The sequence below is a fragment of the Paenibacillus qinlingensis genome (assembly GCF_013204845.1).
Taxonomy (GTDB): domain Bacteria; phylum Bacillota; class Bacilli; order Paenibacillales; family NBRC-103111; genus Paenibacillus_E; species Paenibacillus_E qinlingensis.
Genome location: NZ_JABMKY010000002.1, coordinates 443,486 through 457,943 on the forward strand (window position 1 = coordinate 443,486; position 14,458 = coordinate 457,943).

At 41.6% G+C, this 14,458-nt stretch carries 12 protein-coding genes; 7 read left to right on the forward strand and 5 right to left on the reverse strand.

The window, feature by feature from the left end; translation table 11 throughout:
- Positions 1 to 11 precede the first annotated feature (11 nt).
- Positions 12 to 2,444: a nitrite reductase large subunit NirB gene (gene nirB, locus HQN88_RS05375; RefSeq protein ID WP_173109202.1), complete on the reverse strand. Its 2,433-nt coding sequence runs from the start codon at positions 2,442 to 2,444 to the stop codon at positions 12 to 14.
- Positions 2,445 to 3,051: 607 nt separating this feature from the next.
- On the opposite strand from nirB, the gene HQN88_RS05380 reads away from it, so the two are divergent.
- The gene (locus HQN88_RS05380) at positions 3,052 to 3,513 is read left to right on the forward strand and encodes a GNAT family N-acetyltransferase (protein WP_173109203.1); all 462 of its coding nucleotides are present in this window, start codon (positions 3,052 to 3,054) and stop codon (positions 3,511 to 3,513) included.
- Between the two features lie 75 nt (positions 3,514 to 3,588).
- Here HQN88_RS05380 and HQN88_RS05385 read toward each other — a convergent pair whose 3' ends face one another.
- Positions 3,589 to 5,739: an alpha-galactosidase gene (locus HQN88_RS05385; RefSeq protein WP_173109204.1), complete on the reverse strand. Its 2,151-nt coding sequence runs from the start codon at positions 5,737 to 5,739 to the stop codon at positions 3,589 to 3,591.
- Positions 5,740 to 5,846: 107 nt separating this feature from the next.
- On the opposite strand from HQN88_RS05385, the gene HQN88_RS38300 reads away from it, so the two are divergent.
- Positions 5,847 to 6,722 carry a helix-turn-helix transcriptional regulator gene (locus HQN88_RS38300; protein WP_173109205.1) on the forward strand — a complete coding sequence of 292 codons (876 nt, stop codon included), beginning with the start codon at positions 5,847 to 5,849 and terminating at the stop codon, positions 6,720 to 6,722.
- On the opposite strand, the gene HQN88_RS05395 is transcribed toward HQN88_RS38300, so the two are convergent.
- Together HQN88_RS05395 and HQN88_RS05400 are read right to left on the reverse strand one after the other, a co-directional pair.
- Complete coding sequence (locus tag HQN88_RS05395) at positions 6,705 to 6,992, reverse strand: helix-turn-helix transcriptional regulator (RefSeq protein WP_173109206.1); 288 nt, start codon at positions 6,990 to 6,992, stop codon at positions 6,705 to 6,707. The two genes, HQN88_RS38300 and HQN88_RS05395, sit on opposite strands and share 18 nt — an antisense overlap.
- A gap of 84 nt (positions 6,993 to 7,076) precedes the next feature.
- Positions 7,077 to 7,790 (reverse strand): DUF421 domain-containing protein, encoded by a 714-nt coding sequence (locus tag HQN88_RS05400; protein ID WP_173109502.1) that lies wholly within the window; start codon positions 7,788 to 7,790, stop codon positions 7,077 to 7,079.
- Between the two features lie 284 nt (positions 7,791 to 8,074).
- Here HQN88_RS05400 and HQN88_RS05405 point away from each other — a divergent pair, with 284 nt between their 5' ends.
- From HQN88_RS05405 to HQN88_RS05425, 5 genes are all read left to right on the forward strand, one after another.
- Positions 8,075 to 9,439: a spore germination protein gene (locus tag HQN88_RS05405; RefSeq protein WP_173109207.1), complete on the forward strand. Its 1,365-nt coding sequence runs from the start codon at positions 8,075 to 8,077 to the stop codon at positions 9,437 to 9,439.
- A gap of 22 nt (positions 9,440 to 9,461) precedes the next feature.
- Positions 9,462 to 10,562 (forward strand): GerAB/ArcD/ProY family transporter, encoded by a 1,101-nt coding sequence (locus tag HQN88_RS05410; protein ID WP_173109208.1) that lies wholly within the window; start codon positions 9,462 to 9,464, stop codon positions 10,560 to 10,562.
- Entirely contained in the window at positions 10,552 to 11,619 is a 1,068-nt protein-coding gene (locus tag HQN88_RS05415; protein ID WP_173109209.1) for a Ger(x)C family spore germination protein, read from the forward strand. The genes HQN88_RS05410 and HQN88_RS05415 overlap by 11 nt, the downstream gene beginning before the upstream one ends.
- A 112-nt stretch (positions 11,620 to 11,731) precedes the next feature.
- Positions 11,732 to 12,163: a DUF1641 domain-containing protein gene (locus HQN88_RS05420; protein ID WP_173109210.1), complete on the forward strand. Its 432-nt coding sequence runs from the start codon at positions 11,732 to 11,734 to the stop codon at positions 12,161 to 12,163.
- A 21-nt stretch (positions 12,164 to 12,184) separates the two neighbouring features.
- Positions 12,185 to 13,366, forward strand: coding sequence for an NAD(P)/FAD-dependent oxidoreductase (locus tag HQN88_RS05425; protein WP_173109211.1), 1,182 nt, complete (start codon positions 12,185 to 12,187; stop codon positions 13,364 to 13,366).
- 63 nt (positions 13,367 to 13,429) lie between these two features.
- On the opposite strand, the gene HQN88_RS05430 is transcribed toward HQN88_RS05425, so the two are convergent.
- On the reverse strand, positions 13,430 to 14,416 hold the full coding sequence (locus tag HQN88_RS05430; protein ID WP_246320086.1) for a phosphotransferase: 987 nt from the start codon (positions 14,414 to 14,416) through the stop codon (positions 13,430 to 13,432).
- Positions 14,417 to 14,458 lie beyond the last annotated feature (42 nt).

Below are 14,458 nucleotides of genomic sequence, written 5' to 3' on the forward strand. Positions count from 1 at the left end.
CATCATCCCTTCTATTTCAAAATCGACGCTGCCGATTGTTCTTCAATGGGTGAAAATGTTTGGCGAAGTGCCTTTTCTTCAATAATCTCTTTCCATGGATCCTTCAGCAGTGATAATGCTTTGTTAATGCGGTCGTTGAAGGCAGCACGATCTTCGCTTGACGCCAAAGTTGTTTTAATTGTCTCTAGACCTACGCGCTCCAACCACTCCGATGTGCGCTCATTGTACTTCCCGGTTTCCCGATAGTATTGCAGGTAAGCGCCAGACCATTCGAGCACTTCCTCTTCCGTCTTCACTTTGCACAAAAGATCAGTTCCACGCAGCTTCGTTCCTCCGTTACCACCAACATGGAGTTCCCAGCCGCCGTCTATGGCGACGACACCAAAATCTTTGATTGTCGCCTCCGCACAGTTACGCGGGCAACCCGAGACAGCCATTTTAACTTTAGCTGGCGTATACAGTCGTTCGAACTTCTTCTCAAGTTGAATGCCCATGCCGATCGCATCTTGCGTACCAAAGCGGCAGAACGTGGAGCCCACACAAGTTTTCACCGTACGAAGTGATTTCCCATACGCATACCCTGAAGGCATATCTAGATCCGCCCACATGCCAGGCAAGTCTTCCTTCTTCACACCGAGCAAATCGATTCGCTGTCCGCCTGTCACTTTCACAAGGGGAACTTCATATTTCTCTGCAATCTCTGCAATCTTCTTTAAGTCCTTCGGTGTTGTCACACCGCCGTACATACGCGGAACGACAGAGTACGTGCCATCTTTCTGAATGTTCGCATGATTCCGCTCGTTCACGAAACGAGACTCTCTTTCGTCTTCATGCTCTTCCGGCCACACCATACCCAAATAGTAATTCAATGCTGGACGGCACTTGGAGCACCCTTCTGTATTAGACCATTCAAGTACATTCATAACTTCTTTCGTAGTTGTAAGTTGCATGGTTCGGATCGCTTCAACAACTTCGTCACGCCCAAGCGTTGTACAACCGCAAATACCTTCCTTAACGGTTTTCACACCATCAGCACCAAGGACATAAGTGAGCACATCGGCTACAAGCGGCTTACACCCTCCGCAAGAAGCGGAAGCTTTGGTACATGCTTTGATATCATTAACGCTGGAACAGCCTTTCTCTTGAATCGCTTGGACAATGTCCCCTTTGGAAACACCATTACAGCCACATACGATTTCATCTGCGCTCATGCCAGCAACTAAATCAACACCGGATTGCGTCTTCCCTCCACCATCGCCAAGCAGCACCGTCTTTTCTTTGCCCGTTACATCCTCTCCATTGCGGATCATAGCGAATAGTCTCGAGCCATCGCTGATATCACCGAACAAGACGGCTCCGATCACTTTCCCATCGCGAATGACGACTTTCTTATAGATGCCATCAAAATCATCTTGTACCCGAACAGCACGCGTACCTGGTTTATCTGCATACTCACCTGCGGAGAAGACATCAACCCCAGACACTTTAAGCTTCGTAGAAACGACCGATCCTTGGTAACCTTCCGTATTAACACCTGCTAAACGCTTCGCAAGAACAGCGCCTTGCTCATACAGTGGTGCCACGAGTCCGTATGCAACACCGCGATGTTCCGTACATTCACCAATGGAGTAGATATGCGGGACACTCGTTTCAAGGAAATCATTGACGACAATGCCTCGATTAATCTCAATGCCACTGTTCTTCGCAAGAGCCATATTCGGTCTAATCCCAACGGCCATCACGATAAGATCAGCTTCTACCTCTGAACCATCCGTAAATCGAAGTCCAGTTACCCGTTTCTTGCCTAAAATGGTTTCACTATTTTTCTTTAGCAGGAATTTCATCCCTTGTTGTTCTAATTCTTGTTGCAACATCGTGGATGCGGTTCTGTCGAGTTGAAGATTCATTAAGTATTCGTTGATATGAACGACGGAAACTTCCATATTCAGGTTCAGTAATCCACGTGCTGCTTCAAGTCCGAGTAGGCCGCCGCCGATAACTATTGCTTTTTTGTAATTCTTAGCAGTTTCCATCATCGTCTCGCAGTCCGCAATATCGCGGAAAGCAATCACGCCTTCTTTGTCTGCACCTGGCAGTGGCAGCATGAACGGCAGTGATCCAGTTGCCAGAATCAATTCATCGTAGGGAACCGTGATTCCAAGATCTGTGCTAACAAGCTTGCGTTCCGTATCTATCTTGTTTACGGTATGACCCGTATGCAAGGTAATGTTGTTGTCCCTGTACCAAGACCAATCATTAATGACGATATCTTTCATATCCGCATCTCCAGCCAGTACAGAGGAGAGCAGAATACGGTTATAGTTTGGATGCGATTCTTTCCCAAAGATCGTGATTTCGTAGGAGTTAGGTGCAAGTTTTAGCAATTGCTCTATACAATTAACTCCAGCCATACCATTTCCAACTAAAACTATTTTTTTCTTCATCCTATGTCACGCTCCTATTCAAATTTAAGTAACATTTAGTGTGATGTTTCATATTTATTGTGTATTAAAAAGAGCAAACCTTATATTGTGTAAAATTACCTAACATTTGTTTCTTATTATCAATATACGCTGTATCATCGTTTTTTTCAACAAAAATTTGCCAATTGATTGTAATAACGTACATGATTATTGTAAATTACGAACATTTAACTATAATTTAAGTGTAATTGTACGCTTTTTATATATTGTTTCCGCTTCCATTTACTAGCTTCCATTATTTTTACATCCATATTTTCACTTCTCACTTTCTAACATGTCATATTTACTAACAAAAATATGAATAACAAGATTCATTTCTACAGATTTTCCATATAACCCATGACAATCGCCACTTAACCTCGTTGATTTCTTACAAACGAATTATAAAATATTCATATTGGCAATTTCATAAAACCACCGTTTTATGTCAGATATCGTAACGTACTCACCGAAAATATTTGAAATTATATGATAATTTATAAGAAAAGATTATTTGTCATCAGATTTACGTTAGTTTATATTACATATATACCTATTTTGAAATTTATGGAAAGAGGAGGAAAACTATATGATCAAAACGCGGCGCTACTCCACGTTAGATACAGATGATTTATGGAGGATTCATTTATTAGTCATTTCCGAGGCACAAGTAGAACCTACTCATCAGCATTACCATGATATTTTGCATATACCTGAACAGTATTTGAAAGATGGAGGTGAATTTCTGGTAGGCACTGGAGCAGACGGTAATGTATTGGCCATGGGCGGCTTAAAGCTGCTGCAGGAAGGCAAAGCCGAAATTAAGCGGCTTCGTGTTCATCCTAGTCACCAGAAGAAGGGATATGGTCAGCAGATCCTATCGCAATTAGAAAAAAAAGCTAGAGAGCTCGGTATCAATCACCTCATTCTTGATACACTTTCCAATCAACTCGGCGCTCAAAAGTTATTCTCGAAAAATGGCTATCAACAAAAAGGTCCAGCTACTGTAGATGGCTTCCACGTCTTTCTATATGAAAAAGTACTTCTGTAAGTAAACAAAAGAGGTTGACCCTTTGTCATTAAAGACAATGGGCCAACCTCTTCTATGTTGTGTATCTTATATGTCTCAGGAATTCGATGAAATGTCGTACCGATACATGATGAAAGTAAATGGGGCTGGTCGCGTTACCACATATTCTCCTTGAGGTGTTGATTCCCACGTTACGTGATGCGCCTTTTGAGGAATTAGCACTTCGTCTTTTACATCCATTCGCATTAACTCGGTGACGTTGACTTCACCACTCACACCCCACAGTTTCATAACTGCGGTGTCGGACTCGTGTAGCTCGCGGTAGATTAGGACATAACCATGCGTTGGGCTGCAAATACTTTGCATACCTGTCCAGCTAGCACCTGATGGTTCTTCACCTATTGGTAACACTTGTCCAGCTAAGATCTCAGCATGATATGGCTTCAATGCCTGAATAATTGTAGACAAAGAGTTCATTTGCTGATCCGTTAGCTTCGTTAATTCCATCCAGGCTAATGGATTCGAGAAAGCTGTTGCTGCGAAAGCGTAGACTTGCCCGCAAGTATTTGGAGCTAACGGATCTTCCGCATAGTTATCCGTGTTGCGATTCACATTCAAGAATTCCATTTGCAGCCTTGCTGAGGGTAAATATGGAGCTAGCATCCACAGGTTGCGGAGCGTCCAGTGAGGATAATAATTTTTCCAATCGGTGTAACGATTTTCAAGGAAGATACTACCATATTGGGTTTGCCCAAAGTAACCTAGTCTCTTCTGAGCAGTTGTATCAATATTGAAATCAACTTGTCCGTTGCTCGCTTTCTGAACGTATCGCATCATATTCAGTAAACGAGTCTCTCCCAGCTTAGATCGCAGCTCAATCCCATCTAATTTAAATGCACGGATATTGTAATTTCGATGGAGATGCAATAACGTAGCAATATCCCTTTCCCAATTCATATTGTCATGGACAGAGTCTGGTGAGTACCATAAGCCTAAGTCAACACCCAGTTCCTTGGCTAGCGAAACGATGGGCGCGAGTCCGTTCGGAAATCTGTCTGGATGTACCTCCCAGAAATCTCCATCACCGCTATAATAATCACTCCACAAACCTCCATTCGCCTTCGTTGCTGCATGAACAGAATTAACTGTTGCACCCTTCTGCCACCCGTCGTCAATTTGCATGATGCTTAAACCAAGGGCAGCTGCTGCCTGCAATTCTTTAATTAGGAACGACTCGCTTATGGCACCATCTTTCGAGCGATCCCCCCACGTATTACTCATCATAAAGCTATCTCTACCCCAATTGTGCGCACGAAGATTCCGATGATACGTTTCAAGCAAAGTGTAGCCACCGAGCATAGTCCCATCGTAAACACCAACGGTTACGCCATATGAGGTGATGTCTTCTTTTTGTTGGAGATCACCTTCACTGATCCCAGTGCCTTCCAAGCTCAAACGCTTTCCGCGAAATTGAAATTCCAATTGAGAGTTACCGAATATCCCTAACGGGGTTGGACCTTCTTTGATAATCAACAAACCGCTCTCATGCAGTGTTTTCGTAAGGAATAACAGATTACCTTGTAAGCTTCGTTTCTCATTAACGTATAACAACCCCGTGTCACGACTTACGAGATTATTGTTCGTATCCGTTTGATCAAGGAATTGAACAGATGTCCATCGGCAATGAAGATCTCGAAGTACCATTTGTTCACAATAATCAGCCAGATCAACATGATGTGGTTTATTATTCGTATCTAGTTGAAGTGCTGTAGCGGAACGTGTGCTATTCGCATTGAAATCATCTTTCGTCCAGGCGAGTGTTCGTTCCATATCAGGTGAGAAATGATTGTTTGCGACTTCACTATCTTGTATCACAGTGATTTCATGTCGAATGAATGGCGCATTCGGATAGATCTTCAAGGTTAATCTTTGGAAGGATATCATCGCTTCAACTTGTATATCGACATTCGTTTGTAGATATGACTGCGATATGCCAAAGTCATTCTCAACGAAATTCGAAATGAATATGGCATGCGGCGGCTGTTCATCAGTTACTCCTGGTAGTTGAAACATCGAAGTTTCGGTTTCAGGTGCGAGCCATTCTTGATTTGTATGTTTATCTAGAATTGAGACATTAACTGGACGACCGCTCGCAAAAGACCAACACCTTTCAATCTTAGCATTTCCAACCCGTAGATATGTCCCTTCAACACGAACATAACAATCCAACCATTCCTTAAGCAGCATATCTTTTACAACCTCCATTATGGTAATATATTATCTACTAATCAGATTATATATCCTAGAAATAATAGAAAAAATAGTAACATATTGAGGATTGGTGGTAAAATATTGTGCATAAATCTTATGGATTTAGATACACGGAAGATACGAATCGCCATCTTTTTAAGCTCAACTCTATCGGACACAGTTCGGTAACTGACGAGAACTACCAATGGAACGGACTTAAGCGCGGCGGCCAAGGGGTCATCTTCCAATGGTCAATAAAAGGCGTAGGTAAACTTCGTATTGGGAAAGAACATTACACAATCCCCAAAGGTCATGCATTTGTGGTGTCTATTCCTAACGATCATGAGTATGCATTCGATGCGTCATTGTGCGATCAATGGGAGTTTATTTGGATACGTTTCGAGGGATTTAAAGAGGATTGGTTGCGACAAGATCTGGTTCAAACATATGGACCTGTTTTTGAAATCCATCCTGAGGCCACACCCATTCAGCTACTTTGGAGACTGTATTCAGATACAGCTGAGAACCTATTGAATGATCGATTTGATCTATCGCTCCGCATTTATGAATGGATACTTTCGCTACAACGTTGTTTATTGGATGGGAACACGCCAACAAGTTTAGAAATTCCGTCCGCCTACAAGCGCGTCGCCGCTTACATTCAGGACCATTTAGCAAATGACCTTACCCTGGAACGGTTAGCAGAAATCGCACAGCTGGATAAATATTATTTATGCAAAATGTTCCCCCACTACTTCCGCATAACGCCGATGGAATATGTCCGAAACCGACGTATCGAGAAAGCAGCAGAACTGCTTCGCGATCACGGACTGTCCATTACTAACGTCGCAGCACTATGCGGCTATACTAGCTTGAGCTATTTCGGGAAGGTATTCCATAAAATGGTGGGACTATCCCCCATCGCGTTCCGCCTATCAGAAGTCAGTGAAAGCGAAGATTACTTACGTTTCTTGGAGTAATTCTGATTCATATCTGGCACCTTTCAGTGCAATTGGTGGATAGCCCATGATTTGTTTAAATTGCTTGGAAAACGAATAGGGATCAGGATAGCCTAATGAAAGCGCGACTTTATGAACTTTTTGCCCCCGCTCCGATAAGAGTAACCGTGCATGCGTCATGCGAACTTTAATCTGGTATTCCAGCGGGGTCTGACCTACTTGTTTTTTGAATAGTTCCCGAAAATATTTCTCTGAAAGTCCCGCCATTTCGGCTAATTGATTCGGTAACACAGATGAAGACTTTGCAATTTGGAAATACAATACTGATTGTTGATTGAACGCATTTTCACGAGGAACAGCTAACTGAACGTGGTACTAATGTCGAATAGGCGGAGGATTTAGAATAGTTTTTTCGGAAATGTAAATGATGCCATTGTCATCAACGGAAGCATAGAAGATATCGTCTTGGCAGACCCCTTTCGCTTGCAATTGCGACTCCAACCAGCATGTATCTTTCTTGATATAAGATAGCGTTGTATCGTACAGGGTCCCTTCTACGATTAATGGATAGGACAAATCGATTTGCCGCTTGACTATCCCCAAATCTTCAAGGGTCGGCGCAGATTTCGGACCGCTCTTATACACGGTCAATTTACCATTTGCCTCTAGTATGGCAAGATCAACATCCGGGAGATGAAAAACATCCTTTTCTCGCAACATCTGAAGAATATTATCGATCGAATAACGTACATTCTTGAGGTTATTGACCAACAAGTTTCCTTGATGAATCACGATTGTTGGTTCGAACGAGATTAGTTTTCCGAATTTCCTTGATTTAATAGCTAATATAGAGACAATCCGTTGCAGCAGACCGATTAATACAATAGCTATTCCAATATGGAAATGGCTAATGTTCGGTTCGGCTATATCAGCGCCGACGACGGATCCCAACGAAAGGATGACCAGAAAATCAAATACAGGCAATTCTCCTAGAGACCGTTTACCCATAAATAGTCCCACAATCAACATAAGGGGGTAAATCGTCACAATCCTTCCTGCGATCTGCAAGAAATCTTGAATGGTTTCCATCCACATGGCGTACACGACCTTCCTTCTGACCAAACTAACCTTGATCAGACGTGAGAATTGGATTTATATTCAATATGTCCAATTACCATTTTTTTACTCCATTCGGATTGGGTACACTCTCTATCCTATATTGATTGTGAAGGACTGCAGCATAGCAGTCCTTCTTTTTTTTCTTCCTAATACACTTACCTACGATAACCTATTTTTCCATATTATGGGATTACTAGACTCTATTTTCACGCTAGCTGAGAATCCCTATTTGCTTATTTCATCAAGGAGTTCATTTGAATAATTTCCAGTTTATAGTAAACACTACCTCTGGGAGGTTAGCCATGAATAATTTTTTAGATGTGATGCTAAAAAATAGTAAGTTAAATCGCGATCTGAAAATTGAAATGCTGCAACTTGGAGAAGAACATATCTGGTTAGTATGTTATGACTCTGTTGTAAATGTACAGGAGACCATTACGTTTATTTGGAATTCTGGAATTTCCCCCACAGTTTCCTATGAAGACATTTGTAGGCACTTGGTTGGAAAGGCGTGGAAACCTGAAGAGATGAATGCGCTTCAACAAGGACAAGTCATTTTAATTAATGCCAATGGCGAACAAGCATTCAGTTTTCAAGGAAAGCCAACATCCCTAGCCAGGGCTATTGAAAGACCAGAGAATGAATCGATGCCATTTGCTCCAGCGATCGCCTTCATGGAACCGTTAACCACGAATATCGGACTCATTAGAAAAGGAATGAATTCGCAATCCTTAGTTGCTGAAGGTTTTACATTTACAGGAGCAGCAACGAAAGAGGCTTCCTTAATTTATCATTCAGAACTTGTCGATACGGACCTGTTGCGACAAGTTAAGACCCTTTTGCAAAATGCCTCAAACAGGGATTTACAGAGTGGTCAAGATCTGATGGAAATACTAGACTGCAGTCGATATGACTTACTTTCTCCCTTCTATAAAACTGAAATTCCTATGCAAGCGATCTCCTCCATAATGAAAGGAAGAGTGGTCATGCTGATAGAAGGAGAACCTGTTGCTTACGTGCTTCCTCTGCTCTTCGGTGATTTTATTTCAATAGAGTGGGATAGACAACTTCCATTCCTCATTATGCTTGGTCTCCGATGCTTGCGTTTAATGAGCATAGTTATCGCTTTGCTGACACCTGGACTATACGTAGCCTTAGTTTCAGTAAATCCGGAAGCTTTGCGAATTGAACTTGCACTCTCTGTTGCAAGCAGCCGAATTGGCGTCCCACTACCTACATTTTTAGAAATGGCTTTCTTATTAATTATTAGCGAGATCAGTATTGAATCTACACAGCGATTACCCAAAAACATTGCGGGATCCATTACGGTCATAGGAGGCATTGTTCTTGGAACGGCCATTGTCGATGCAAAGCTGGTAAGCAGCCTTGTTATTATTGTACTATCGGTTTCCGTAACTGCCACCTTTGCTTTTCCTAATTACTTAAACACCTTGAATATTCGAATAATGAGAACTGCCATCGTTGTGCTCTCTGGTATTTTTGGTGTCTTCGGTTTGTTCGCTGGCTTTATAGCCATTTGCTTTTATGTGTGTAAAATAGAACACTTTGGTATACCCTTTATGAAATTTCTCGATTTCAAGAAGATAAGGCAAACATAGGACAAGGAAAGGAGTGACTCCCGTGAGCTCTCGATTGATTTCAACATTAACCGTCCCTTTATTTTTCATAGGAGCCCACTGCAGCATCATCTTTCTGCTCTTTCCTAGAGCTGTGTTACATACAACGAAATTTGGCCATTGGGAACCAGCCGCTATGTATACACTTATTGAAATAATACTCATGGTTATTTTGCTAAAAGGTTTGAACAAATCTGGGGACTTGGATTATGCTGATATACTTCTTCCTCTTGGCAGATGGATCAGCATAGTCCTGCTTCTTCCACTTGTTATCTATATACTCATGATCGGGGTTTTGGGAATTCGCGGTTTTGCCGAACTAATGATTATCGTTTTCGTGGTTCGTTCACCGTTATTTTCAATTTTGATTTTGCTTAGTTTCATTACTTTACTTGGATCATCCATTGGCCCACAAGGCATCTTAAGGGCTAGTACATTAATCTCACTCTTGCATTTACCTGCCCTTATATTCGCACTAGTAGGTTGTCTTGTTAATTCAACTTTTACCAACATCTTTCCGCTTGTAAATACAAACTTTGACTTTTTGCAACATGGAAAGTTTCTTGTTCCATTGTTCTCGATTTGTCCTTTTCTTCTTCTTGGCATGCTACCTCCAGTTATCAAAGTTCGGATGAAGCCTATGCTGTTTACAATGATTCCTATAACTATACTTTATGTGGTTATTATTTATATTCCAATCCTTGTATATGGAATCAACGCTGCAACACTATTGAATTTCCCACTGGTAACGAGTATTGACACGGTCAATTTCACCTGGACAATTTTTAACCGAATTTCATTATTCTATGCCGTTGCAGTGCTTGCTTTCGTCTTATTAATTACCTCCTTTGCACTCTGGTCTTCCGCCGTGTTAGTTCGAAAAATGGTGCCACGGTGGAAGGAGTCGTATATTAGACCCATTCTTTGCTTACTTGTTTTTGTGGGATCAGCGATGATTCCAAACTGGAGTTTTTACGTGAAGATGTACACCATCGATATTGGGTTCCGTATATTTGTCTTTTTGGTCATACCCATTGTCGTCTATATACGAGGTAGTTTCATTCAAAGAGCGGTAAGAAAGAAGGTTTTCAAAAATGATGCGTAAGCTTCAAGTTGGAGCTCTACTAATCACATGTGCGGTATTGTTAACGGGTTGTTGGGATATCAAGGACGTCAATCATCGGGTTCTACCTATTGTAATGGGCGTCTCATACGGTAAAACCAATAAATACAGGATCCACATTCAAGTACCTTTACCGGAAAAGCAAGGACTAGTCTCTAAGGTTTATTACAAGGAAGCCGACACGATTAGTAAAGCACTAACTGATATTGATACGGATATTGAAGCAGGCATCGATTTTATGCATGTACAATTAATCGTATTTGATCGAGCATTTGCGGAAGATGGGATTCAAGAAGCGATAACCTTCATTACAAGAACCCAACAAGTACCTACCAAAGCGCTTGTCGCAATCACGTCAGAAGAAATCGGGGCTTTTCTAGCTCATACAGGGCGTGTTATTCAAACTGACGGAAGCGCACTAATGAACTTTTTCAATAAAAATGCAGGCTGGAGTCCTGAGATTAATTTGGCTTATGTTTGGAAAACCTTCGGCGCTATCCACTCAGATACAGGAGATGTCACTATACCGATCCTGCGATCGGGGAAATCAACGATGTTGGAGTTTCAAGGTTCTGCGGTCATGGCTAAAGGAGAAATGAAAGGAGAGATTAAAAAAGAGCAATCTTTGCTAATAAATTTATATGAGGAATTATTTCAAGGATCCGTAGTTCAAGTATCGGATCAAGTAAGCGTTGCCATTGTAAAATGTAATAATCGAATACGTACCAGTTGGCGTGATCAGCATCCCGTACTTCAAATGAATATGCAGCTTTCTTTACATCTTATTGAAAATAATGGTGCTTTGAATGAGCAACAGATTGAGGAAACAATCGCAAAAGATATGAAAAGAAGGTATGAGGAGCTATTTGGTCAGCTAAAGACTTTAGGATCAGATGCTTTAAACACCGGACAAAATTTCAGAAACACACTATCGATCAATCAACTTCCGAATTGGCGTCAAGATTATTATCCTAAATTGGAAACCGAGCTGACGATTGGATGTATAATCACGAATAGTGGCGATATATCAGAAAATTGAACGATCAGGGTCAATTTGTTCACCAATTTGAAATATCTGCCTTTATAAATTTATTGTCAAAAGGTGTAGAATAATGTAATACGTTTTTTTTACGCAAAGGAGGATTTGTCATATGTCGCAGACATCAACTATTCAAGAAGTACCAGCTCCAATTGTTGCTGAAACCAAATCATTAGACGTACTTGACCAATTACTGAAGCCCGAGGTGCAAGAATCGTTATCACTTTTGGTGGATAATCTCCCTAAACTAGCTGAAATGGTAACCATGCTAACCAAAGCTTACGATTTCGCACAAAATGTGGCCACTGACAAAGTACTCATCAATGATTTTGCCCAAGGTATTGGGGAATTCGTAAAGCCTGTACAAGAGAAAGCAAAAAACATAGCATCGGCAGCTATTGAAGCTGGTGAGCGGTCGCAAGCTGACGTAAGTACAACCATAGGTCTTTTCGGTATGCTGAAAATGCTGAAAGACCCTGAAGTGCAGAAAACACTTCGATTTGCTCAAGCATTCTTAAACGTACTCGCGGAACGAAAAAATTAATCCGGACAAGGGATGGTAACGATGGCTAAACAAATTTTAATTCTTGGCGGCGGGTACGGTGGTCTCTTGACTGCGTTAACTGCACGTAAACATTTATCTGCTTCTGAAGCTAACATTACGATCATTAATAAATTCTCAACGCACCAAATCATTACCGAGTTACATCGATTAGCAGGCGGCACAATTAAAGAACAAGCCGTTGCACTTCCCCTTCAAAAACTACTCGGCGACAAAAATGTCAATATCGTCGTTGATACAGTCCAAGAGATTAAACCAAATGAGAAACAAGTCCTTACGAACAGCGGTGGCGTATATAAGTATGATGCACTAGTTGTAGCACTTGGTAGTGAAACGAACTACTTCGGCATTCCTGGATTGGAAGCGAACAGTTTGATTCTGAAATCAGCTTCTGACGCAAACCGGATCCGTGCACATGTTGAAGCTCGCTTGGACGCTTATAAAGTATCTGGTAATAAAGCAGATGCAACAATTGTCGTCGGCGGTGGTGGCTTAACAGGTGTAGAGCTCGTTGGTGAATTCGCAGATAAGCTTCCTGAAGTATGTCGTGCTAAAGGTATTGATTGGGCTGATATCTCCATCTACTGTGTGGAAGCAGGCCTATCCATTCTACCTGTATTCCCATCAGTTCTCATTGAACGTGCTGTCACAAGTCTTGAGAAGCGTGGCGTTACGTTCCTGACAGGTGTTGCGATCACAGAAGCTACGAATAATTCGGTTTCGTTGAAAAGCGGACAAACGATCGAAGCAAGCACGATTATTTGGACTGGCGGCGTCAAAGGCAACCAAGTTGTCGGCAGCTGTGGGATCGCTGAAGATCGCGGTCGCGCTACGGTAACATCGACACTGCAATCTACATCTCATGCTGATATTTTCTTGGCAGGTGATTGTGCGGTTGTATTCCCAGAAGGTAGTGAAAGACCTTACCCTCCTACTGCACAACTTGCTTGGCAAATGGGTGAGACGGTTGGTTACAATTTGTCTGTTCAACTTAAAGGCGGCGTTATGGATAAATTCGTACCTGTATTCTCCGGAACACTTGGCAGCCTCGGACGTAAAGATGGCATTGGCACAATCGGCGGTAAAAACACACAGTTGAAGGGCTTACCTGCTACATTAATGAAAGAAGCAAGCAACGTTCGTTATCTTTCACATATTCACGGCCTATTCGCATTAGCCTATTAATTCATACAGATGTCTCGCAGCCTATACGGTTTGTGAGGCATTTTTTTTCTTTCTTGTCGCTTGCTAATGTTTAAGATACGACTCCATCATAAATCGGCTCTTTTCCATGTCTTTCTGCAATAGCTCGTTGATTTGAATTACAGTCATCCGACTGAATTTGCCCAAAATTAGATTGCGGCACAGATTATGAGGAAAAGCCAAATCAAGATATAGAAGCTTCATTTCTTGCCTAGATAATGTGTTCATTCTCAGATAAGCACGCATTACCTTAAGAAAAACATGATGATTCCAAGTTTTCGACTTCTTTATCATGGCAAATAGTAATCGATTTATGTCTCTGGATGGCAAATCATATCGGACAAATTCCCAATCAATGAGATAAATCTTCCCTGCTTCATCTAGTAAAATATTTTGAGTATGAAAATCATGATGGCTTAGTACCATGCGACTGTGAACTTCCCCCCAGGTCATATAACCTGACTGTTGTTTAACGCTTTCTATTACAAACTCACCAGTACGCATGTAAAAATCAATATATGTTAACACGGCTATACGCCAGGGTTCTTCAACGCATGCATTCATTTCTTTCCATTTTCCCAAAAAGTGCAGAGCCTTTTCATACTCTTGCTCCCAATCTGCTCCCCTATTTCGGATTGAACTATTGGGAAATTGAAACTCGTTGGATATCGCGTGCATCCTGCCCAGTAAAACAGCTAGCTGAACTACGTTGTCTACATTAATCAGTGGATAAGGTACGGCATTAATCCATTCCTGAAGAACATAGAAATAACCTTTATACAACATGTAATTCTTGTTCTCATTTGTCTGATAAATAGTTGGAATGTTGATGCCTCGGCATCTAAGAAAATCTTCGACTTCCACCATAAACTGCAAGCGAAGCTCATCCATATGCATTCTTTTCAATAGAAAGCTGCCCTGGTGTGTTATGATTTTTAAGACATAAGAACGTGAAGTATTACGCATGAGTACCACTTGTTGGATCGACAAATCATATTTAACCGCAACCTCCGCGAGAAGTCCTTTCCCCATCTGCACCACTCTCTCACTATAGTAGTTTAGATAGTTTATGTT